We start from the raw sequence: 24,815 nt of genomic DNA, 5'->3' as shown, positions 1-24,815 counted from the left end.
ATATAAACTTTTATCAACGCATCCTAATGATTACTTTCATTTATCATTTCCTAGTGGGGAAATATTATCCAAGCGATTTATCCAAGGGATATCTACAAAAGGAAGCGGATCTGCCGAAGAAATCGACAGTCGACGTCAAAAAGCAAAGAAGCTAAGCACGTAAGCCGCTTAGCTCCTTTTTCATTCAACTATTTAATTATTTAGCGAAAAGCTTTTCTGCCGCATCAAGCGCCATTTTATTGCCAATGGCCGAATAATCGAGCCAAGGCTGGTCGGCAATCGGGTAAACATGGCCGGCTTTCACCGCTTTAAGCCCTTTCCAAATAGGGTTCGATGACAGCTGTTCAAACAGTTTCTTCGCCGAATCTTCATTATTCACAATGACGAAAATCGCATCGGCATCGTAGTCAGGAAGAACTTCTTGCGAAATTGCTTCGTACGCTTTGTCGATTTTCTCCACACCATTAGCTGGCTTCAACCCTAAATCTGTGAACAGAATCGGTCCCAGAGGACGCTTCATCCCCATAACACGCAGTTCCTTAGCTGTCACACGAATCGCCATGACTTTGCCGTCGCCGATTTTGGCATTGATAAGCCCTTTCACATTCGTTACTTGCTTCTCGTAATCCTTGATGTACGTTTCCGCTTGCTGCTCGCGGTTCACAAGTTTGCCGATTTTTTTCAAATGGTCGCGCCATGTTCCTTCGTCCAGGTCAAACACTTCTGTTTTCGCAATTTTTTCAAACTTGGCGACATCTTTACCGGAAAGCGATTTATCCAAATAAATCACTTCAGGCTTCAATGCCAGCAGGGCTTCCATATCGGGTTCATTCGCAACGCCCAGCTTCTTCGTGTTCTGCAAACGGTCAGCGACGTGCGGTAGAAATGCTTTGAGGTCGCCACCCATGACAGAACCTACAGGCGTAATGCCAAGCGCTAGCAAGTCATTCGTTAAATGAATGGAAATTGACGCAATACGCGGCTCTTTCTCCACCGGTTTAGCGGAACTCGTCACAGCAGGCGAAGGGGCAGCCGATGCTGTAGATGCGGCTTCTTTCGGTGCGGCTGTTTGGCCGCATGCCGTCAGGACGAATAAGGAACTGATCACGCTGAATAATGCTATTTTTTTCTTCTTCACGATAAAAACTCCTTCATAATGTGTTATTTCGTTCTTGCGAGTAAAAATAAAAAGTACGGTGCCCCGACAGCGGCTACTACGATGCCTGCCGGGATGGCGTTAGGCTGAAAAATAGAGCGTCCTATCGTATCCGACGCAACCAGGATGACGAGTCCGATCAAGCCCGCTATCGGCAGTGCATGCTGATACATCGGTCCAACTAACCGCCGAGCCAGATGCGGAGCAACCAATCCCAGGAAGCCAATCCCTCCGGTCATGGCCACGCTTGCACTGGACAAGGCGACTGCGGTCATCAACAGCAGCAATCGTTCGCGATTCACGGCAACGCCCAGACCTGAGGTTACCTCATCGCCCAACGAGAATGAATTCAAAATCTTCCACTTGCTTAATGCAAACGGCAGGAAAATACCAATCCAGGGAAGCAGCGCAACGACATGCACCCAATCTCTTCCCCAAACGTTACCTATCAGCCATCTGGCTGTAAAACTATACGTCGCTTCATCCAACCGCAGCGAGAGAAATAAGGTTACAGCGCTGAAACCCGCTGCGATGGCAATTCCGACAAGAATTAACCGGATTGGCACAATCCCCTTATATCGGTCATAGGCCAAGGCCATGATCAGAATGGCCGTTATGACGCCTCCGGCAAAGGCGAACATCGGAATGAGCAAGGCCGGTGTGCCCTTCATGGAATGAAAAAAGCTAACGAACACAATCAAGCCTAAAGCAGCACCCGAATGAAGACCCAGAATCCCGGGGTCGGCGAGACCATTCCGGGTTATCCCCTGCAAAATAGCGCCTGATACCCCTAAACCGATACCCGCCAACATCGTAATGAGAATGCGGGGCAAGCGATATTCGAATAAGACGAGCTGACTATCCGGAGTGCCGTAGCCTAGAAAGGTTTGCCATACCTCTAACGGCGAAAGCCGAATCGAGCCCGTATTCAGACTAACCAGAATGACGGCCAAACTAATGAGGATCAAACAAATCCCGACCAAGATACTCTTGTTCTTTCGTTGACTATCACGCTTCGAACTCATGACAGATTCCTCCTCTCTTTCCGGGCCAGATACAGAAAGAAGGGGACGCCTACCAGAGCGATCATCAAAGAGATCGCCAATTCCTTGGGAGGATGAACCATCCGCGCGCCTAGATCAGCAAGCACCAGCAAGATGGCTCCAAGCAAAGCAGACAGCGGAATGATGAAACGATAGTCCACTCCAACGAGCTTTCTGGCGATATGAGGGATAACCAGGCCTACAAATCCAATGGATCCTACAGCTGAAACTCCCACACCGGCAAGGATAATTGCCAGAACAATGCCAAGCAGTCGGATTCGCTTTGTTTTGACGCCTAAACCTGCTGAAACTTCTTCTCCCAAAGAAATTAGCGAGACAGAGCGGCTTATCATCACAGCCCCCGCAATCGCCAGAAGAATAACCGGCACCAGCAGGTTTAAATGCTTCCATTTCACACCGGCAACACCCCCGGCGTACCAGAACGCAAGATCCTGACTAAGATTATAGTAGATCGCGATACCCGAACTAAGGGAATGCAGCAATGCCGCAACAACGGATCCCGCAATCGTAAGGCGCAGAGGGGTCAGACCGCCCGGCGTGGATGCACCAAGCAAGTATATGAAAACAGTGCTGAGCACGGCCCCGAGAAAAGAGACCAGCATGAGGCTCGAATAGGGCAAGTTAGGAAAAAATGCGAAGCTAAGAGCAACCATAAAAGCTGCGCCAGCATTAATCCCCAGAATACCGGAATCAGCTAATGGATTTCGCGTTATCCCTTGCATTAAAGCACCAGCCACTGCAAAGCCTGCTCCGATGACAGCCGCACCCAGGACGCGAGGCAAACGCAATTCATGAATAATCTGATGCGATGTTAACTCAGCATTATAATGAAAAACGGCCCCCCATACGGTTGCTAGCGTTAAATCTTTGGCTCCAAACGAAATGGCTGTAAACATGACGATAAGTAAAACGAGCATCGCTATGAGACTAATCCATCCATATGTAATTCTGTTCATGCTTGTATGCTCCGGCTTCATGGAGATGATTCATACCTCTCATTAATACTGATAATCATTATCAATAAATTCATTATAGAAATCTCTACTGCTTTCGTCCATGACATATTTATAGATTTTATCCTTGGATTATTTTCAGATTGGTAGGGGAATTCTGCTTTAATGAAGTTCCGCTTAGCATGGATACCGCCTTTTCCAGCAGCTGTCCAATCGCTTGCGGCGCATAGACCATCCATTCGTCCCACTGGAGCATGAAATACCGCCCCTGCCTAATGGCCGGATGACGCAGCCAAACCGGATCCGTCATAATTTGATGCTGGAGCTTTGCCGAAGATTGCCTAGTCGAATTCAAGAAGATGACATAGTCCGAATCATACTGGTTCATATCCTCCGGCGTTACCCTCAGCCAATTGAAATATGTACCTTCACTGTGCTGATTAATTTCCCGGGCAATTCGACTTGGAGGTGACAATTGTAAAGACCGATAAAAAACATGCCCGACATTTCTGGCGCCATACAATCTCATTTCCGTGTTCATCATGCGGCAAATAGCAACCGTTGGGCTTCCGAACGTCTTTTTCACTCGTTTCCCAGCCTGCTCTGCCTTGTATGTATGGAGCTCTATCCAATCTTTGGCTGACTGCCTGCGGCCTACGATCTGAGCTATTTCTTCTAAATGCTCAAAGACATCCTGCGATGCCCAAGGTACCGAAATAATAGGAGCGATGTCGCCAATATGCTCTCTCGCTTTCAGCAGCACATTCTCTTTACAAAGGATTAGACCCGGCTTCGCTTCCAGAAAAGTTCTTCTGCCTATTTCCCACGAGTCTGCGGCATGCAGCGGCAAAGTTAGCGACGTCGTTTCAGCCGTCAAATACTTTTCATGGTGGAATTGGGCTGCGCTCGGAACAATCCCCAGAGTCAGCAAGTGATCCGTATACGGGTAAGATAGCGAAACAATATTGGTTAACGGCTCATTCGCATATTGCGTGGGTGCATACCCGCAGTTCTCTTTAAAGCGCCGGCTGAAATAAAATTCATCGCGGTAACCTACCCGACCGCTCAAATCGCGTATCTGCGGCGCGGATACAAGCAAAATTTCCTTCGCCTTGTTCATGCGCACTTGAGTAAGAAATTCGATCGGCGATTTATTCATTTTTTGCTTAAAACGCTGCGAATAATAGGCTGGATGCATGCCAGCAATCTCCGCCAGCTTGTCCAGATTTATATCTGAATGGTAAGCATCCTGCATGTACTGAATCGTAAGCTGAATCGAGGCATCGGCATCCTTCGGCGTCGTGATCGAACGCGGCTGATCTTTTAGAATCAACGCCACTAATTCATACAAATATTGCTGACGCAAGTGTTCTCTTACACTTGAATCCCCACATGCGGAGGCAAGTAGCTGCATTTTTCGTTGAAAAAGCAGTCCATCCGTTTGAAGTGCCCCATGAATGGGAAATTGCAGTTCCCGCTCAAAAACCTTACGCGATTGCGTATTCTCTGCCATTCGAAACAGATCGAATTCCAGCTGATAGATCAAGCTATTCGCATTGCCCGACAAGTTCAACGCTTGGACGCTCATACCGGGAAGAAGCAAACACAGCGTTTTGCCATGAAGTGGCACTTCCGTCTGATTGATTTGAAGCTGACCTCCCGTCTTAACAAAGAAGAGCAGCGTGTGATGAGCAACTTCCTCCGACGTTCGTTTCCACTCCGCTAAATCCGTTATAATTTCAAGCTTGATCAGCTCAAGCAATGTCCCTTGTAAATACAGTTCGTGGTCCGAATCACGATTCATCCGAGTCCCTCCCGCGCAAATGATAACCATTCTCATAATAATATAACACAAAACATTTTTTTTCGCTGATCCAGAAATTCTCAGTCGAAACAAAAAGAAGAACCCAGCCAGTGGCTAGGTCCTTGTCTAAACTCCTACGTTGGAGCGTGGGGAGCTTTCTCTTACCCCGATTCGGTTGAAGGAGTCATCTTTCTCATCACGTTTCGGACACAGCGGCCGTTATATCGCGAAAAGCATCGTGTCTCTCTGCTTGCGGACACCAGAGTCCTTATTTGCCAATTTCGCGGAGAAATCAGTCCCCCAGTGAGCATGTAACAGCGCTGGTGTCCGCTACATGTTCGAAGAGGTTTTTTTCCATCGAATAAGGGCCTCTCAGGCCGTAGGCGAGGACGGTGATCAGGGCCTGTTCCCAACTTTAAGCTTGTTTTACAGCGTTAACTTCAGCCTTTTGCCCTCTCCGCCTACTTTAACGCTGAAAAACGACGTCTCAGCTGGAAAAACAAGTGAATCAGGGCTATTCCCCAACTTTTAGCTTGTTTTACAGCGTTAACTTCTACCTTTTGCCCACTCCGCCGCCTACGTTAAAGCTGAAAAACGACGTCTCAGCTGACACATCGGGCCCTCTTCAATGTATCGGCTTGCGTTTGAATAATAAGTACAGGAAGAACGGCGCCCCTATCCCCGCCGTAAATACCCCTGCCGGTATATCAAGCGGCATGAACAGCATGCGCCCGGCCAGATCGGCCAACAGAAGCAAAATCGCGCCAGTTAAAGCCGCCACGGGAATCACGAGCGAATACGAGTTGCCTACGAGTCTGCGAGCGATGTGGGGGGCCATGAGGCCGAGGAATGAAATCATCCCCGCCACCCCGACGGCCGCACCGGCAAGTGCTACGCTGTAGAGCAGCACCATGACTCGGGTAACTTGAATGCGGCTACCAAGCCCAGTAGCTGTCGCTTCGCCTAATGACTGAATCGTCAGCTCCTTCGCATATAGGAGGGAGAGCGGGATAAAGACGGCAATCCACGGAAAAATGATCTGCACATACTTCCAGCTTGTTCCGTAGATGCTGCCCGTCATCCAGTTTAACACTTGAGCTGCCAAGTAAGCCGGCCCGCTAATGAGCAGAAACAGGGTAAGCGCCGCCATCGCGGTGGAGAGGCCTATCCCGATGAGCACCAGTCTATAGGTCGATACGCCCCGCTTCCAGGCAAGGGTATAATTGATCAGAACCGCGAGAAGCGCTCCTATTATCGCAACAACCGGAATCCAATGAACGCTGTAGCCGGTGAACAATGTCATGAAAGCAACAGCCGCTGCCGACGCGCCTCCGGTGACGCCCAGAATGTCCGGCGATGCGAGCGGATTCCGAATCACCCCCTGCAGCAGCGCGCCCGATACGGCCAGTGCCGCCCCGATCAAGATCGCGGCAAGAATTCGCGGCAGCCGAAATTTCAGCAGAATCAGCTCTGAACTGCCCGGATTCTGTCCGGTCAACGAGCGAAAGACATCCTTCATCGGGATGCTTACGCTGCCGACGGAGAGGCAAATCATGGAAAGCACAATCATCCCGAAAAGCAAACTGAGGAGGATCAAAGCCGATCTTGCCGAGCGTGATTTAGTCATTCGCCTTCCTCCTTGCCGCATGGATCAGAAAGGGAACGCCCAGCATCGCCGTGGCGATCCCAACGGGCACCTCCTTAGGCATCAGGACGAAACGCGCAGCAAGATCCGCCGCTACAAGCAACACGGCTCCGCTTAATGCGCAGCAAGGCAGCAGCCACCGGTGATCTTGGCCGATCAGCGCCCGGCACAGGTGTGGAACGATCAGCCCGACAAACGCGATCGGACCGGCAGCCGACACCGAACTCCCTGCGAGCAGCACGACGGCAAGCGACGACAGCAGCCGCACAAGCGTCACCCGCTGACCCAGGCTCCTTGCACTTTCCTCGCCCAACATCATAATGTTGAGGGAGCCTGATAAAAGTAGCGATAAGCCTAAGCCTATCGCCATATATGGGGCTACGGACAGCAAATGGTCCAATTTCCTCCCGGAGACGGACCCGATCATCCAGAACAAGGCCGCATCCAGCGACTGCTTGTTAATCAGAATCAAGCCTGACGTGATCGACGAGGCAAAAGCCCCCATTGCCGCGCCGGCCAACGTCAACTTGACCGGCTCGAACCAGCTGCCCCGCATCGCCATGGCGTAGACACAGATCGAAACGAACAGCGCGCCGGCAAAAGCGATCCAAATCATCATATTCATCGTAAGCGCCGATCCGTAAAGGACCAGCCCAATCACGATGAATAGCGATGCGCCGGCATTGATGCCGAATACGGAAGGCGACGCCAGCGGATTTCGCGTCAACACCTGCATGACGGCACCCGCTACTGCGAGACAGGCGCCTACGGCAACCGCGACCAGAACCCGCGACACCCGGGCCGTCCTAAGTATCAAATGCTCGTTCGAGCCGTTGAAATGCCTGTAACTCGCCCACAAATCGTCAAGCCCAAATGTTTGCTCCCCCATTAGTACGCTCGCTATGGCGAGCACGAGCAGACATGCAGCTCCCGCCGTCAATGCCACCATCTTGCTTTTGCGTGTGTGAAGTAAGGCAGCCGTGTTATTTGACATCGAAATACTTGATCAATTCATCCAACAGCAGGTTGGCGGCTTTGTATCCGCCTGCGGAGTTCCAGATACCTTCATCCACCTGAATCACTTTATTGTTTTTCGTTACATTCAAGTTTTTAAATAACGGGTCATTGGTCCATTCCTTCACCACATTCGCAGCATCCGTCTTCCCTTTTGCTTCCGTGACGAAGTAGAACAGGACATCTCCATCCATTTTGGCGATATTTTCTTTATTCAAAACTTCAATGAAAGCATCCTTGTCCTGCGACTCGGGACGTGCGATACCCAGTTGGCTGAGCAGTACGCCGGCGAATGTCTGTTTCTGGTAAATGCGCACCTGCGCCGCCGAGAAACGCACCAACGAAACTTTCGTAGTCGCCTTGCTGCCAAGCTTTGCTTTCACTTCGGCTACGCGCTTGTCGAAAGCAGCCATCGCTTTCTCGCCTTCATCCTTCTTGTTGACTGCCTCAGAGTACAGCTTGAAGTTGACTTTCCAATCCCCAACCAAGTCAGCTGCGAATACCGTTGGAGCAATTTGCTTCAGCTGATCATAAATTTTCTCCTGCCTAACTTTATTCCCGATAATCAAATCCGGTTTCAAGCTGGCAATCAGCTCAAGATTCGGCTGCAATTCATCCCCGACTACGGTTACATTCTGCATATCGTTTTTTATATGGTCGTACCAGGGCTCGCCAATCCAGGACATAACGGCTCCCACAGGCTTAACGCCTACCGCGAGCAGCGCTTCCGTCCCCTCATTGGTCAGGATAACAATGCGAGACGGCGTACCTTTGATCGTCGTTTCGCCCATCGCGTGTTTAATGACCCGCGGTGCATCGGCTTCCGTATTAACGGCAGCGGATGGTGAGCTGCTAGCGGCCGGGATGGGCGTCACGCCGCTCGTCGTGGTCGGCGTAGCCGTTGACCCTGTGGAACAGGCGCTGAGCAGTAATGTGAAACAGATGACGACCATGGCAGTCATCCAGGCTCTTGTTTTCTTATACATCTGTGAATCTCCCTCTTCTCTATAGTGATAATGATTCTCATAACCATTACTACTATAGCGTCTAAGCCCACCTTCAACAATGGGATATTTCGACAACGGGAATGGATTATTCCGACACCATTCCCGGGCGTAAGACTCTTTAAATCTTTTGGGAGAGACGCCCTCCTGCTTCTTAAAAATCCGACTGAAATAGTAACTGTCTGCGTAGCCGACATTCTCCGAGATCTCTTTCAACGTTTTGTCCGTATAGACGAGAAGCGCCTTGGCCTTGTTCATCCGCAGCCCGATCAAATACTCAATCGGGCTTGTATCCATCTGATTCTTAAACAAACGGAGCAGCTGTCTGGACGTACATTCCAGCGTTTCGGCCAACGCCTCCAGCGTCACCGCTTCCTGATAATGCTCCTCCATGTAATAAATAGCTTGGCTGACGAGATCGGGACGGATGACGTCGACCCCTTGTTCGTGCAGCTGCTCTACCAGTTCGTAAAGCAATTGATAGAATAGCGTCTTCACCTTGAATTTATCAAGCGGACTGGGTGCCTGCCATATTTGATGCATATGCTCCAGCTTCTGCAGCCAAGAGATCGGAAACTTAGGCGACAAACTGTAGCGCAACAGGAAGGGATTCTCCCGCTCCATCAGATTAACCAGCTCATATCGGTTCGGAAGCGGCAATGTCGCCTTGTACAGCACCATAAAATATTCCAGCTGCTCCTCCGCCGTAATGTCGAGAACAATCCCTTTCCCGACGTGCAGAACATGGAATCTCGGCATGCGGCTTTCGCTTCCGTCAATGTACAGCTCGGCGCTGCCCTTGATGACATACAGGAAAGCGCTTGTCGGCACGCGATATCCGCGCATCACTTCACCAGGCTCCAGCAGCATGCGCCGAACGTCTAATACTTTGATGAGAACATGATTCCACAGTACAATATGGTCGCTAATTCTCATAAATCGGTCATTCCTTTCTATCTAACTATCTATTAGCCCTATATTATCACAATTGAAAATAATTCTCATTATCAATTGTGGATCATAGTCGTTGTGGTTGTGGTTGTCGTTGTCATTGTTATTGTTATTGTTATTGTTATTGTTATTGTCGTACTCATACTCTACCTTCTTCTTAATACGCAAAAAAACCTAGCGGAAGATCGCTAGGTTCTTTATAACAACACCGTCGTGCAGGCCCTTTCCTGCTTTCAATACTTACGCGTAGTAACATCCCGCTTCGCCGTTTCCTGGGAGAAAATACTTTCCGCTGTAATGATATTCACCGGAATTTCCTTGCCTGCGACAAGATCCTTGGCCGCTTTAACAATTTGCGGACCCAGCAGGGGATTGCATTCTACAGACATGTTTAGCTTTCCTGCAAGCATAGCTTGAAAAGCAAGCTTCGTGGCATCCACGGAAATCACGGTGACGTCTTTGCCCGGCTTCAAGCCCGCCTGTTCAATCGCCTTAATCGCACCAAGCGCCATATCGTCATTATGCGCAAAAACAACCTGCGGCTTCATGCCCTGCTGAAGCACTTTGCCCATTAACTTTTGACCGCTTTCCATCGTGAAATCGCCGATTTCCGAAGCAATGACATGAAATGCGGCGTTCTGGGAAAGAACCTCCTCAAATCCCTGCCGGCGCTCAATGGCCGGTGCGGAACCTGCGGTGCCTTGAAGCTCCACAATCTTCGTTTCTCCAACCTCCGCCGGCTTGTGCTCGACAACCCATCTGGCAGCTCGCCGTCCCTCTTCAACAAAATCCGAGCCGATGAACGTAGTCCACAAGGAGTCGTCTTCGACTTTCACTTTTCGGTCGCTCAGCATGACCGGTATGCCGGCTGCCTTGGCTTCAGCCAAAACCTCGTCCCAGCCAGTCTCTACAATTGGCGTAAAAGCAATGACATCCACCTTCTGCCGGATAAAACTGCGAATGATCTCGATTTGCCTGGCCTGACTGCCTTCCGCATTCTGCATGATGAGCTCGATGCCGAGGTCTTGGCCGGCCGCTGTTTTGATCGATTCCGTGTTGGCTGCCCGCCAGCTGCTTTCTGAGCCGACGACGGCTACGCCCAGCTTCATCTTTTTCGTATTCACATCCATGCGGGAACCTATCTGCTTGTGGCCCGGATCGTTCGCTGCCTCAACTTCCCTGGCATTTTTGGGAGTAATCAGATGACTGCGCAAAATGATTTTTTTCGGAATCACTTTCTCACGGTTCAGGATATCGAGCGCGTATTGAATCGACTCCCTTCCCCCAGTCGGGCTAGTCACCGTACCGCTCAGAACACCTTGTTTAACTAAATCGAATCCCCCGTTCAGGGTGTCCAGCCCATCGATGCCAATGATTTGCACATCATGCAAGCCTAATGCGTCAATCGCCCGGTAGGCCCCTAGCGCCATAGCGTCACTATGCGCAAATACAAGCTTAACTCCCGGAGAGTTGGGCAAAATACGCCTTAGCTCATCCTCTGCCCGATCCCGCTGCCAGTCGCCGACAATCACTTTATTCACTGTAATAAAAGGAGAATGGGACAAATAATCCCGGAAGCCACGGCTGGTCTCTTCAACGGATCTGGTGCTGACGGCCCCTTTTATTTCCACAATGTCCGCCGGAGTACCGCCGAGCAAATCAGCAGCCAATTTGCCTGATTTTTTTCCGATCGCTAAATTATCAGAGCCGATAAACAGCGAGTAATCATAGCCGGTAACGCCGCGCCCGAGAACGATAACCGGAATTTCCTTATAAACCTCCGTCACGATAGGCGTCAGCTTCTCGGAATCATTCAGCGAAATAATAAGAAGATCGATGCCGTATTTCATCAATTTTTGAACATCGTGAACCTGCTTCTCGCTGTTTTCTGCCGCATCCGTAAAAATGAGCTTAACGTTTTTATGCTTTTCCGCTTCCTTGCGAATTTCATTGTTCATTAACAGCTGCCGTGGTTCATTCAAGTTCGGCTGGCTGATGCCAATTAAAAAATAAGGTTCATCTTTTACCGCTTTAAGGTGCAGCAGGCTTGCGACGAGCATGACCACAACCAGGCCAATCAAGCTGAAAACAAGCAGCCATATGAAACCTATTTTGGAAGGAACCTTCATCCTAGTAGTCTCCACGTTTTCTATATTCCAGAGGCGATACACCGGTCATTTTTTTGAACGTATGGCTAAAATAGTGTTGGGATTGGTATCCGACTTTCTGTGCGATTTCATAAATTTTAGAAGTGGGATCATTCAGATATTGAATGGCTTTCTTAATGCGAATGTCGGTGAGGCAGTCTACGAACGATTTTCCCAGATCTCTTTTTAACAATTTGCTTAAATACGTCGCATTCACGTTCATCTGCTCAGCCACCTCGGATAATGATAAATCCTCCTTATAATAATAAGTTTCCAAATACTTCTTCGTCATCATCACAATGGGGGTCAAAGCGCTTTCACGAAGGAGCTCCTGATGCAGATCTTCATAATGCCGTGGAACATGCTCAAGCTGTTCGACAACCGAATGGGTCAGGAGCAGGCTGACTCCCAAATAAGTCATCACCGTGCGTTCAAACTCTTGGTAGATAGCGCGAATGCCAGCTAGATCTGAAATTTGCGTCAGGGCGGCAATCCGTCCTTTTTCCACGCTGAAAATGACAGACACAGGAAGTTGCGGCAGCATTTCAGTTAAAATGTTTTTGATCGCGAACTCGAGCAAAGGCGGATCCCACATCTTATTCGGCGCATTGGCGGTCATTTTGCCGAGCGGCTTCAACAGCAGCATGCTGATTTTCCCATGAAACTGCGGCTGAAAAAAAAGCCATTCTTCCTCAAACTGTTCCTTCGCAAGCTTTCCGGTAATCCACTTGCTAAAAAACTCCTCGCGCATAGTTAGAGCGTTAAACTCCAGTTTCTGGTTCATCCACTGGGTATGCTTTTGTTCAACGCGATCCTTCGTCAACACGTCTATGGCTTTGTTTACTGCTGCGCCCAGCTCCTTTTTTTGCACAGGCTTTAGCAAATAATCAAAGGCGTTAAGCCTAACCGCTTGCTGGGCATACGCGAACTCATCATGACCTGAGATCACGATTACCAAGCAATTCGGATTTTGCGTTTGCAATTTCTCAATCAATTCGAGACCGTTCATAAATGGCATGTTAATATCCACAAACATCAGATCAGGACAAGCGGAAGCCGCAATTTCCAATGCTTCTTTGCCATTCTCTGCTTCAGCAACAACCTCAATGCCCATGTCAGCCCATGGCAGCGTCTTACAAAGGCCGTTTCGAATGCGCGGTTCATCGTCTGCGATCATTAGTTTCCACATGATTCGTCACCTCAACCTGACTTTTTCATTGCTTGCACCATTGGATGCTTGATTTCAACCGTTGTTCCTTTACCGAGCTCGCTGTAAACCTGGATTCCGAAAGCGGTTCCATAAGTTAATTGTATCCGCTCGTTCACATTGAACAAGCCAATGCCGTAATGATCCTCGCGCATTTTCTCGCCGCGTAGAATTTGGTTGATTTCCTCCAGCTTCTCCGGCGGAATGCCAGCCCCGTCATCTATGATGCGAAAACAGATCAGATCGAGCTCTTGCTTGGCGGAAATGCTGATTTTCCCTTTGCCCGTTCTTGCCTTAATCCCATGATATATCGCATTTTCTATCAAAGGCTGCAGAATGAGCTTCAGGACATGGTAATGATACAAATGCTCGGGAATATCAAACTTAAAATCTAATTTATCCATATAGCGAGACATCTGAATAATCATATAGCTCTCAGCATGTTTAACCTCGTCCCGCACCGGAATCCACTCGTTTCCGCGGTTCAAGCCGATCCGGAACAGATTCGTAAGCGCCCCGATCACTTCAATGATATCGTCGGCTTCATATTCTTGGGCCATCCACCCGATCGTATCCAACGTATTATATAGAAAATGCGGTTTGATCTGGGCTTGAAGAACCTGCAGCTCAGCCTCCCGCTTTTTTTTCTGCTCCATATAGACCACATTAATCAGATTGTTGATTTCCTCCAGCATATGATTAAAGCTGTTTCCCAGCTGTCCGATCTCATCTTTGGTTTCGGCAACAAAACGCTGATTAAGCTCGCCGTTCTTCACCTTGCTCATCAAACTCATCAGCTTACGGATGGGACGGATCAGTGTGCCTGTAAAATAAGCGGATAAAAGCGCTGCCAAAACAATCGTAATAAACGTAACGATAAAGGTATACAGTTGAATATCCGTGATGACCCGTTGATAATCGTCATTGGGAATAACGCCAATGAACCTCCACTTATTCGTTTCGGAATCATTAAACAAAATGCGGTAAGCATGGCCTTTAATTTGTTGCGTAACGCTTCCCTGCGAACCGTCCGGAAGCCATTTTCCTTGAATGCGATACACAATATCATTCGTTGGAGCATACACAATATTGCCGTTGTGATCCAAGATGTACATAAATCCCGATTTGCCCAGCTTCACATTTTCAAATATAGATTTAATCATATCCATTCTCAAATCCATCAGAACGACCCCCGTCACTTCTTTCGTTTGGGGATCTGCCACGGCATGTACGAGCGACAGCACATCGTATGAGCTGTAGTTTTGAGAAGTTGAAACGTTGCGGCCTATCGGATTACTAATAATCATCGTTTCAGAAGGGGCCTTGATCGCATCCTGAAACCAGCTTTCCTCGACCAAAGAATCACGCGTAATCCGGTTCATATCATGCGATGTGAAAGCACCGCTTTTATTGACCAGCATAATCCCCATGATTTCCTTGTTGCGATCGGTATACATGGACAACGTTTTGTCGATCCGGGAAACTTCTTCCTCCGTGATTTCAGGTTCATTCATCCGCATGAACTTCTCAACTTCCGAATCCTGACTTATGTAATAGAGGACATCTTTTAAATGATCGATATAGTAATCCACGTTGCTTTCTACTTGATGAATCATTTGCAGCGTGCTTTGATCCGCCTGATTTTCCGAATAATTACTGTACGTCCGAATTCCCCAAAAGCTTAGGGTAAGAATGGAAATCAGAATAATTAAGAGAAAGATGCAGTTCAGCTTAAACCGAATGCTGCGGTCATGCCACCAACGAAGATATGCCCTCACTGCGATCCTCCTCTTCTTTTATTCGTACTTATAATATCATAGCTGGACTATATTGGGGACGGAACTTTTGGTTTTTTTTGGCATGTGCGGATTCCGCTTTCTTTCCCTTCTTGACACAATAACCCGCTGCAGGGCGATAAAGGCGAACAAGAGGAAGCCGATGACGATTTTCGTCCACCACGAGCTTAGCGAACCTTGAAACATAATCATCGTTTGGATAACTCCAGCGCTTAGTACGCCTAGCATTGGGCCTATGAAGTAACCAAATCCGCCTGTCAGCAGGATGCCGCCAATCACACACGCAGCAATTGCGTCCATCTCGCCTCCCATCAAATGAAGACCATAGCCGGACAGCATGTAAAAAGTAAAAACAATGCCGCTTAGCGCCGAACAAAAGCCGCTTAGCGTATAAACCGCTAATTTGGTTGCATACACAGGAAGGCCCATTAATTCGGAAGATTTCTCATTCCCGCCAATCGCATATACATTTCTGCCGAATGCCGTATATCTTGAAATATAAACAGCTGCAGCAACCGTTACAAGGGCAATGACGACCCCGATGGAAATAGACCCTTCCCCCGGCATTGGTATTCTAAAGTTGGATATGGCGCTGTAAATCGGATTATCGATGACAATACTTTCGGGACTAATCAAAAAGCACGTGCCCCGTGCCAAAAACATGCCGCCAAGAGTGACAATCCACGGATGAATATGAAACCGGCAGATGAGATACCCCTGCAATAAGCCAAATATCGTGCCTAACAGCAGTACGCTTGGCATGACAACGAATGGATGAATGCCGGCTCTTAACATGACGGCAGACAGCACGCTGACAAGCGCAATTAATGAAGCGACGGAAAGATCAATGCCCCCTGTAACAATAACAAAAGCCAAGCCAGTCGCAACGATAATCAGAAACGCATTATCGACAAACAAATTTAGAAATACTTGAATCGAGAAAAAGCTGTCAAACATCGCAGATCCTGTTCCGTATAACGAAATGAACAACAGAACCGTGGCAAGAATGGTGATGTTCGAGGACGTTATTTTAAGCGGCAGTTTCATTGACAAGCACCTTCTTCTCCATTTTTTTGCTAAACGTACGGCTCAACATCTCTCTTAATACATCAGATTGGACTAGACTGACAAGGATAATGACGATTGCTTTCACGACCATGACAGATTCCGATGGAACACCCAGCGTGTAAATGGTCGTCGTTAAGGTTTGAATAAACAGCGCGCCTAAGACGGTCCCGCCCAGGTAGAAACGTCCGCCACGCATGGAGGTTCCCCCGATGACTACGGCCAGTATCGCATCCAACTCAAACCATAATCCCGCATTATTGGAATCGGCTCCTGTAATGTTCGAGGAGACAATTATGCCGGCAAGAGCTGCGCAAAACCCGCAAATGACATAGACGGATATCATGATCCGTGTGGCATTGATGCCGGCGAACTCGCTGGATATACGGTTGGCCCCAACCGACTCCAGAAACAATCCAAACGCCGTCTTCCGTGTGATAACGTGTAAAACGACAAAAACGACAATCGCCAAGATAACGGCAAAAGGCACACCGAACAAGTAGCCTCCTCCTACAAAGCGATACGCTTTATCGGAAATCGTAATGATTTTTCCTCCGGAGATCAGCTGTGCGATGCCTCGCCCTACCGTCAACAAAATCAGTGTGGCGATCATCGGCTGTATTTTCAACTTAGCTACGAGCAAACCATTCCAATATCCGCACACAACGCCTATACCCAGCCCTGCCAGCAAGGCCAACGCAAACGGAACATGCTTCTGCAAAAGAAATGCTGCCAAGGAAGCGGCTATCGCCAGCACCGAACCTACCGAGATGTCGATGCCTTCTTTCGCAATGACAAGCGTCATGCCCAGCGCAATGATGAGAATCGGCGTCCCACGGTTTAAAATATCAATCAGGCTGCCGAATAAATGCCCGTCTTGCATCCGAATGTGGAAAAATCCCGGGGTAAACAGCGCATTAAAAACCAAGATTAAGGCGATTCCTACGGCAGGCCAAAATAACTTTGAGCGGATAGCATTAGGAAACATGCTCATGAACGGCATCATTTTTGCCCCCTCCTTCTGCGATCATTTGCATAATTCGTTGTTCACCGATTTCATTGCCGGCCAATTCGCCAATAATTTGGCGATCCCGCAATACCATAATGCGGTCGCAGCACCCGACCATCTCTTCCCATTCCGATGTAATCATCAAAATGGTCATCCCTTCCGCTGCCAGCGATAAAATTAATTTGCGAATCTCGGCTTTGGAGCCTACGTCGATACCACGTGTCGGTTCATCCAGGATGAGGAGCTTGGGATTCGTAGCCAACCATCTCGCCAAAATCGCCTTCTGCTGATTCCCACCGCTGAGCTGATCGATTCTTTGTTCCATACTCGAGGCTTTAATGCTTAACAGCTTGATGTAATGATCTGCAATCTCTTGCTGCTTGCGAAGCGATAAATTGTGCAAAATTCCACGTTTAGCTTGCAGAGCCAAGACAATATTTTCCCGCACCGTCAATTCACCGATAATCCCTTCGACTTTACGTTCCTCCGGACAGAAGGCTAAGCCGTATTCAATCGCTTTTTTCGGAAACATGGTGCGAATCTTATCATTATCTATCGTCAATGCCCCTTCATCCGCCTTATCGATGCCAAAAATCAATTTGGCGATTTCCGTGCGCCCTGATCCGAGCAAACCTGCAAGTCCTAATACCTCTCCTTTGCGAACCGTTATATCGAATGGCTCCATGGAACCACGGCGTCCTAATTGCTGAGCGGAAACCCACACCTCGCCTTTCTTCATTCCGACAACCTTGCTTTGCTGCTCCTCGTCATTCCATTCGCGGCCGATCATCTTGGAAATCAGCTCAATCCTCGGCAAATCTTCGGTTAAATACTCGCCTACCAGCTCGCCGTTTCTCAGCACGGTAATTCGATCGGAGACCTCATAGACTTGATCCATGAAGTGTGTGACGAATACGATGGCCATTCCCTCATCTTTCAGCTTTCTCATAATCCGGAAGAGCTCCTTGACTTCCTGCTGGTCAAGACTCGACGTCGGCTCATCCAGAATGAGCAAGCCGGACGAGATGTCAACAGCTCGCGCAATAGCCACCATCTGTTGAATGGCTACGGAAAATTCAGACAGCGGCTTTGACACGTCCAGCCCGATGCTGAGCCGTCCCATAAGCTCTTCCGCCTTAGCATTCAAAAGCGGCCAATCTATGCTTCCTCCGCGCTTGCGCGGTTGGCGGCCGATAAACAAATTTTCCGAAACGGATAAATTCGGACAAAGATTCACTTCTTGGTACACCGTGCTGATTCCTAACGCTTGCGCATCTTTAGGCGATTTAATGTGTACGATCTGGCCATTCAAGGCGACGATGCCATGATCCTTCTCATACACACCTGTCAAAACTTTAATCAAGGTGGATTTCCCTGCGCCATTCTGTCCCATCAAAGCATGAATTTCTCCTCTTCTAAGCTGAAAATCCACATTCGTTAAAGCCTTGACGCCGGGGAAAAATTTACTAACGCCAGTCATCGTTAATACGTGCTGCTGCATTCCTCTCCACTCCTTTATTTATCTTTGATGAAACGAAATCAAGAGCTCCGATTGACTCTTGATTTCGCCGAAATGTCGTCTATTTATCTTAGTACTTGCGGTTTGGCAGAGCGTCAATCGCTTTTTGACCTGTGAAGACATCTTCATTGGATTTAATCCATTTTGGAAGTTGTTTGCCTGCTTTCAGATCTTTTGCCGCTTGGAACAATTGTGGCCCGAGCAGCGGGTTACACTCAACAACCGTGTTCAGCTTACCGGCTTTAACGGCTTCGAAAGCTTCTTTAATCCCGTCAATCGAAACGATTTTTACGTCTGAACCTGGTTTTTTACCAGCTTCTTCAAGGGCTTGAATCGCTCCCAGCGCCATGTCGTCGTTATGAGCGTAGACGCCTTGAATATCTTTGCCCTCTGGGGATTTCAAAATAGCTTCCATCACTTGTTTGCCTGTTGCCCGGTTGAAATCGCCGCTTTGGGATTTCACGATTTTAATGTTCGGATGATTTTTCATTTCGTCGTCAAAGCCTTTTTTGCGGTCTGTTGCCGCGCTCGCGCCAACCGTTCCTTCCAGCTCGACGATATTTCCTTTATCACCAAGATGCTCGGCCATTGCTTTTGCCGCATTTTGGCCTTCTACAATAAAGTCAGAACCAATGAAGCTTGTGTACAGGTCTTCGTTCTTCTTGTCGATCCCGCGGTCCACGAGGATAACTGGGATTTTGGCATCCTTCGCTTCTTTCAAAACGGCTTCCCAGCCTGTTTCCACGACAGGGGCCATCGCGATCACATCCACCTTCTGAGCGATAAAGGAGCGAATGGCTTTAATTTGGTTCTCTTGCTTTTGCTGCGCATCCGAGAACTTCAACTCGATCGTAGGATCAGCCTTCGCCGTATCTTGAATGGATTGCGTTTCCGCACCGCGCCAGCCGCTTTCTGCTCCGATTTGAGAGAAGCCAACGGTCACTTTGCCGTCTCCTGCTTTTGCTGCCGCCTTTGTAGCTTGTGGTGCTGTTGAAGCTGTTGTCGTTTCCGATGTTTTGGCTCCGCAGCCTGCGACCAGAGACATCAATACCGTAGCTGTAACAAGTGCCCCCATGACTTTTTTTCTTTGTACCATTTGTGTTCCTCCTCCAAATAATTATTTACATCCTTAGTGTAATAGTTGGGCCAAAGAAGGTCTTTACACGCAAAAGTCATTTTTTGCTTTTTTCCGTCATACTGGATGAAAATGGTGAAGTCCGTGCATGCGCTGCAAATCAGTATGCGTGGAACGATATGATTGTGCTCGGACAAGTGCTATTAGCGGCTCTGCACCCTTTATGGGAACTCCGTTCCCTTATTTAGACGCAAAGTGGAGATTTGGGGGGGGGAGTGGGATCTACAGGGTCTTATTTCGGGGAAAGGGACCCCTTTCTGCCAACAATGGCGAAATAGCGGACCCTAGTTCCCACTCCCCTGCTTAAAAGGCTATTTCGGGCGAAATAGCGCCCTGTAGTTCCCCTACTGCCCCGTACTGCCTTGAAACCGGCACTCGCTGCACCGGAAAGGCTACGCTCATCCCCACCCAACAAGGCCAAAAGGACGTTTCGAACTGATATACATCTCAGTCCAAAACGTCCCATCGTCATTTTACTCTAAAATCTTTTGCGCCATAATCGCCAAGTCCATAATGTCTACTTTATTATCGTTGTTCAAATCTGCTTTTTTGTATTTATCCCAATCTGCGTCAGCAGATGATTTCCCGTAAGCAGCAGCCACCATGCCTAAATCCGCAATGGAATACTTACCGTCTCCATTAAGATCGCCTGGGAACGTTACGGTTGTGATTTGCAAACTGTGGACAACGCGTTCGAGCTCGGTTTCCACCCCGGCCCCATCAGCCAGAACAGCTTTAGATACTGTAATGTTTGTGCTGCCCGGCCCAGCAGTTGATTTGACTTTCCACTTTAGCTTCAGCAGGCGGTCATTGATATTCCCTGCTCCCGCTCCCAAATTGACCACAATGAATCGAATTTGACCGGGAGCTTGCGCTGTATCCACAATCTTGATGCCATCTTTCAGCTCTTCCACACCTGTATACTCTACTAGAGCAGGATCGTACGTTATGGTTAAATCCTCGGCATACACATTCCCAGTAACGTTCGCGAATCCGAAGTCAAGATCAAACGACTCATTCGCACGAACAGCCGCTGCTCCTGTCAAGGTTGCTGATGCAGGAGTATTTGGCTCCGGAGCTGCTGCCTGCAACGGTCTGACGACAATATAGTCCAGTTCGTAAAATCCTGTGCCTTTCATGAACGTGATCGTGTTGGAGCCCTCGTTCAATTCAACTTTCATCGGGACTGCCATAAATCGTCCCCAACTCTTCGTTCCTTGCAGCTTCATCGATTGTTCTTTGCCGTTCACGATGATTTTACCTGTCGCTGCCGTAAAATCGCCGCCATTGGCAAACCAAACATCAACGTTATACGTACCTGCTGCGGGAACCTTAATATCAGCAAACTTGACATAGCTGTCCGCGTAGTCAATTTCACCGACATAGCTGTTGCCGGAAGCATAACTGTTGTTCGTATTCACTTTCGCTTTGAATATCTCAGCCTGTTCAGCCTCATATTTGATGGACGCGACGGAATCGGCATTCTCGGTCACTTCAGGGAAATAGCTGACTCGCAAATTCTCCGCTCCGAATGGAACCAAGGTAATATTTTCCGTCGGTTCGGATGAGAGTAATGGACCGACCGGCGGTTCCGAGGCTTCCACATTATTGGCCGACTTGCCCCAAGACGGGATTTTCTTCGCTTTCGCAATCAGCTTGACCGGACTCGTCGCTTGAATGAATGGGTTCTCCGGCATAGGTCCTCGTACGACCTCAATGGAATTTTCCGGATGTTCACGGTCAATTAACAGGCCGTAATTCCATGGCGTCTTGGACAGCACACGGTACTGACTGAAGCCAAGTCCTGCGGCATTAAATCCTGGCACGGCAGCAATCGTATTGGATTGTACCTGCCAATTTTCTTCCACTTGAAGCGAGAACACGAGCGGTCCCCGTTCGATGCCGACGGAATTGTTTACCCATGTCGATGTTTTCAGCTTCATCGGCACTGTAAGAACGACACGATCGCCTGCGGACCACGTTCTGTCGATCGTGACGTATTCCCCGGCTTTCACAGCCGGCTGCACTTGGCCATTCACCGTCACGGTCGGTTGATCCGCCCATGCAGGAATTCTTAGCTTAAGCGGAAAGCTTACAGATTCCGAAGTGCTCACTTCAAACCCGATTTGATCTTCAAACGGGTAATTCGTTGTTTCTTCCACGGATACATTCGCGTTCTTAATTTTGGTCGATACGCGGCTCGGTCCGTACGCAATGACACCCAGGCCGCCGTCTGGCGTTGCCGCCCACATGTTTTTCACGAAATACGGCCAACCCATGTGCATGTTGAAACGACAGCAAGGGAAGCCGGACGTAGGCGAAGGCATCATCCCGTTATCATAGTTCTGTTTAAAATTATGATCCGCCAGATTGCTCTCTACCTGATTAGGCAAAGAATAATATTGATGCAGCTTCAAATCCTTATCCATCGCGCCGGGCAATGAATTAAAAGCAATTTTCTCAAGCGCATCTCCAATATGGGGATCTCCGAGAATAATCGCTGCTTCTTCGTTGCTTTGCATGCGTTCCGTAATCGCACAGAGCTCCACACCCTGCGTAGAAGCGATACCGGCCAGCATCTCAGTGCCTGAAGGCATTCCCGTAATCTGCGTGTGCTTGGTCAAATTGTTAACGCCCGCTTGGAATGCGTCACGGTCTTTCGCGTCATGCGATCTTTGATAGTAAATGGCCGGCATTTTAATCGCTTCATTTACATTCACGGTATGCGTCGGCTGGAAGTCATTGCCGAAATTTTGGAACCCGTCATCCGTCAATATGTCTGTGTGTGGGTATCCCTGTCCAGCAAGTGTATCCGCCAATTGCAAGAGAAAGGCATCGTCTGTTCGGTTATACAGCCAGAGCACCGTATCAATGTTATCGCCGACACGCATTTTGCCCCAATCTCTCAAAGGTCTGGCTGGCAACTGAGCAGCTTGATAATGGAAATAGTTTGTCATAAAAGGGAGCACGCGAGCGTCATTCGTCGCTTCATAATAGTCCTTCATGACATAGAGCGCGACCATGCGCGGCCACCAATCGTCACTGCTTTTGGGCCCGAAAGAACCATCGGCTTCCTGACTGGCCAAAATGGCTTCAATCCATTTCTGCGACTTGGCAATTAAATTTTGGTCTTTCAGCGTGTATGCAAGAGGAACCAAGCCCTTCAAATAATAGACCGGACGTTCCCAGTCCGAGTCCGGCGCCGTGCCGCCGAGCCAAGCAGCGTTCGTGCTGAGCTCGCCGTACAAATCCTCTGCATATCCGGTAGCTCCGTCGCGCTGGAGTTCGAGCTGCTTAAGCAGCCAGCCTTTTGCTTCGATCGAACCAAGCGGCAGCGGGATAAAAGGCGTTTGAACAAGCGGAGCTTTGTTCGCTACAGGCGAGGCAAATTGTTTATCCGGCACCACATATTCGCTTGCGATCACATTATCATAGCTTGCTTGCGCGCGGTAACTTCTTAATCCGATTCCGCCTTTGGTATATTTCTGCGGACTGGCGTCGGTATAGGCGAGAACAGGCGTATGTGAATCGTTAACATACACTTTAATCTCATCCTGATAAGTGACGATCTTCATGTGATAGAAGCGATTCGGATCGACACTGTCGAAAACTTTCACTTGCTTCAGAGGAGTCCAGTTATTGTTCATACGGCCAAGGGTTACTTTGCCGTCTCCGCTTAAACCGGCGTAATAGCCTTTGACATTATCCGCCCCGGGTGAGGCGCTTTGCGTTTTGAACAGCAATCCCGCATCTCCCGTGCCTGTGTCACTTGGCAGTTTAATATCGCTCTCCAGCGTCATATCCTGGAATTGCGCATGTTGGGCAATGATTTTGTAACCGTCGCCTTTGTTGACCGTGATGGCTCCCGATTGCACCTTCCAGCTTCCGTCGACCAAGTTCCATTGATCAATGACTTGCTCAACCGGCGTATCGAAATTATCCGATAACAAAATGTCGCCCCCGACCGATTTCACCACGATATTGTCGTACGACGGTAGGGAATTGTACATCCTAACCCCCACTTTGCCTTGTGTATACGTACTGTCCGTTTGCTGCAAAACCAGCACATCGTTCACATACACATTGATCTGGCTGCCTACGGCAGAAAGCTTCAAACGGTAGTCTGTATTCGGGTTAATCGTGACGGCCGCCCGCTTCAATTCCGTCCAATTGTTATTCATGCGGCCGAGCATGACAGCTCCGGTTCCGGTAGCGCTAAGCCCTGCATAGTAGCCTCGCACATTATCAACGCCTGGGGTTGCGCTTACCGTCCTGAATAACAGACCGGCATCTCCATTGCGATCTGCCACACGAATATCAGACTCCATGGTGAAGTCGCTGAAGTCATCCTTGTTGGAGACAGCTTTATAGCCTTGGCCTTTCGTAACCGAAAGTTTGCCGGAATCAATGGACCACGGACCTTCAATGGCATTCCATGTATCGTTTATTTTCATTTTATCGAAATGATCTGCAAAATAACCGGGTATTTTTTCTGTTTCCGCAGCTTGTACCGGATAAGGGGAAAGCATGGTCAAATACAAGGCAAAAATAAGCAGTTGGACGATTACCGTTTTTCCTTTTAACACAGGACACCTCTTTTCTTATAATAAAATTAATCTTCCTTCATGTTCACACAGTTGCTAATCGTTGTCGGTCGTCAGCTTTCAAGCTGTCTACTCCTTTCTAAGAATGTAGAAATCGCTCACGGCCCTGCAAGACGGCCAATCTTCTCGTTCAGTTCAAGCGGATCGACCATATGAAACGTGTCCACCACAAAGCCATTCTTATCGATTAAAAAAACAGTAGGCAGCGCGTGGAGCTCATACAGATCAGCGGCATGTTTATGTTCATCGAGCAGGATCGGATACGTGAGATTGTTCTGCTTGACAAACTTTTCGATGTTTTCCGGTTTTTCTTCGGTACTTACATTAATGCCAAGGAAATCAACCTGATTCTTATACTGCGCATACAGCTTTCTCAATTGGACGACTTCAACCGAACAAGCTTCACACCAACTCGCCCAAAAATGGATCACAACCGGTTTCTCTCTCTTGCCACCGATCGTATAATACGAGCCATCCAATGACTTCAAGGTAAAAGAAGGCGCTTTCACATCATTGGCTCCCGGCCTATCCCCCGAGCTAGCCAGATTGACAATGCTCTCCAGCTTATGAACATCCAACTTCTGTCCTTCGCCGGGACTGGGCTCCGTATTCTTGTGTGCGACATGCAGGTACAAAGGCAGGCAGCTTAGCAAAAGAATGCCGACTAGCACACTGATCATCTTTTTCATATGAACCTCTCCCTGAACGATGTTTACTCTGATTATATCTGCCTGAAAAAAGT

Annotated in this window: 16 protein-coding genes; all 16 read right to left on the bottom strand. The window is 48.6% G+C overall.

What is annotated here, in order from left to right:
* Positions 1-196: 196 nt before the first annotated feature.
* A complete protein-coding gene (locus GC097_RS13760; RefSeq protein ID WP_171683868.1) occupies positions 197-1,138 on the bottom strand; it encodes an iron-hydroxamate ABC transporter substrate-binding protein in 942 nt (313 codons plus the stop codon).
* Positions 1,139-1,161: 23 nt separating this feature from the next.
* Complete coding sequence (locus GC097_RS13755) at positions 1,162-2,181, bottom strand: FecCD family ABC transporter permease (protein ID WP_171683867.1); 1,020 nt, start codon at positions 2,179-2,181, stop codon at positions 1,162-1,164.
* Positions 2,178-3,137, bottom strand: coding sequence for a FecCD family ABC transporter permease (locus GC097_RS13750; RefSeq protein WP_376768386.1), 960 nt, complete (start codon positions 3,135-3,137; stop codon positions 2,178-2,180). Before GC097_RS13750 ends, GC097_RS13755 begins: the two co-directional genes overlap by 4 nt.
* A gap of 157 nt (positions 3,138-3,294) precedes the next feature.
* Positions 3,295-4,977: a helix-turn-helix domain-containing protein gene (locus GC097_RS13745; RefSeq protein WP_171683865.1), complete on the bottom strand. Its 1,683-nt coding sequence runs from the start codon at positions 4,975-4,977 to the stop codon at positions 3,295-3,297.
* Positions 4,978-5,602: 625 nt separating this feature from the next.
* Entirely contained in the window at positions 5,603-6,604 is a 1,002-nt protein-coding gene (locus tag GC097_RS13740; RefSeq protein ID WP_246294217.1) for a FecCD family ABC transporter permease, read from the bottom strand.
* On the bottom strand, positions 6,597-7,616 hold the full coding sequence (locus tag GC097_RS13735; RefSeq protein ID WP_171683863.1) for a FecCD family ABC transporter permease: 1,020 nt from the start codon (positions 7,614-7,616) through the stop codon (positions 6,597-6,599). The genes GC097_RS13740 and GC097_RS13735 overlap by 8 nt, the downstream gene beginning before the upstream one ends.
* Positions 7,606-9,576 (bottom strand): ABC transporter substrate-binding protein, encoded by a 1,971-nt coding sequence (locus GC097_RS13730; protein WP_171683862.1) that lies wholly within the window; start codon positions 9,574-9,576, stop codon positions 7,606-7,608. The genes GC097_RS13735 and GC097_RS13730 overlap by 11 nt, the downstream gene beginning before the upstream one ends.
* Before the next feature lie 248 nt (positions 9,577-9,824).
* Entirely contained in the window at positions 9,825-11,720 is a 1,896-nt protein-coding gene (locus GC097_RS13725) for a substrate-binding domain-containing protein (RefSeq protein ID WP_171683861.1), read from the bottom strand.
* Position 11,721: 1 nt separating this feature from the next.
* A complete protein-coding gene (locus GC097_RS13720) occupies positions 11,722-12,927 on the bottom strand; it encodes a response regulator transcription factor (RefSeq protein WP_171683860.1) in 1,206 nt (401 codons plus the stop codon).
* Positions 12,928-12,938: 11 nt separating this feature from the next.
* Positions 12,939-14,723, bottom strand: a complete 1,785-nt coding sequence (locus GC097_RS13715; RefSeq protein WP_171683859.1) for a sensor histidine kinase — start codon at positions 14,721-14,723, stop codon at positions 12,939-12,941.
* A 36-nt stretch (positions 14,724-14,759) separates the two neighbouring features.
* Entirely contained in the window at positions 14,760-15,788 is a 1,029-nt protein-coding gene (yjfF, locus tag GC097_RS13710) for a galactofuranose ABC transporter, permease protein YjfF (protein WP_171683959.1), read from the bottom strand.
* The gene (locus GC097_RS13705; protein ID WP_216625763.1) at positions 15,772-16,812 is read right to left on the bottom strand and encodes an ABC transporter permease; all 1,041 of its coding nucleotides are present in this window, start codon (positions 16,810-16,812) and stop codon (positions 15,772-15,774) included. Before GC097_RS13705 ends, yjfF begins: the two co-directional genes overlap by 17 nt.
* Positions 16,784-18,316: a sugar ABC transporter ATP-binding protein gene (locus GC097_RS13700; RefSeq protein ID WP_171683858.1), complete on the bottom strand. Its 1,533-nt coding sequence runs from the start codon at positions 18,314-18,316 to the stop codon at positions 16,784-16,786. Before GC097_RS13700 ends, GC097_RS13705 begins: the two co-directional genes overlap by 29 nt.
* An 88-nt stretch (positions 18,317-18,404) precedes the next feature.
* The gene (locus GC097_RS13695; protein ID WP_171683857.1) at positions 18,405-19,430 is read right to left on the bottom strand and encodes an ABC transporter substrate-binding protein; all 1,026 of its coding nucleotides are present in this window, start codon (positions 19,428-19,430) and stop codon (positions 18,405-18,407) included.
* A 512-nt stretch (positions 19,431-19,942) separates the two neighbouring features.
* A complete protein-coding gene (locus GC097_RS13690; protein WP_171683856.1) occupies positions 19,943-24,055 on the bottom strand; it encodes a 3-keto-alpha-glucoside-1,2-lyase-like domain-containing protein in 4,113 nt (1,370 codons plus the stop codon).
* A gap of 116 nt (positions 24,056-24,171) precedes the next feature.
* A complete protein-coding gene (locus GC097_RS13685; RefSeq protein WP_171683855.1) occupies positions 24,172-24,762 on the bottom strand; it encodes a TlpA family protein disulfide reductase in 591 nt (196 codons plus the stop codon).
* Positions 24,763-24,815: the final 53 nt, after the last annotated feature.

The organism is Paenibacillus planticolens (assembly GCF_013141725.1).
GTDB lineage: Bacteria > Bacillota > Bacilli > Paenibacillales > NBRC-103111 > Paenibacillus_E > Paenibacillus_E planticolens.
This window is presented reverse-complemented; position numbering and strand designations above follow the sequence as displayed.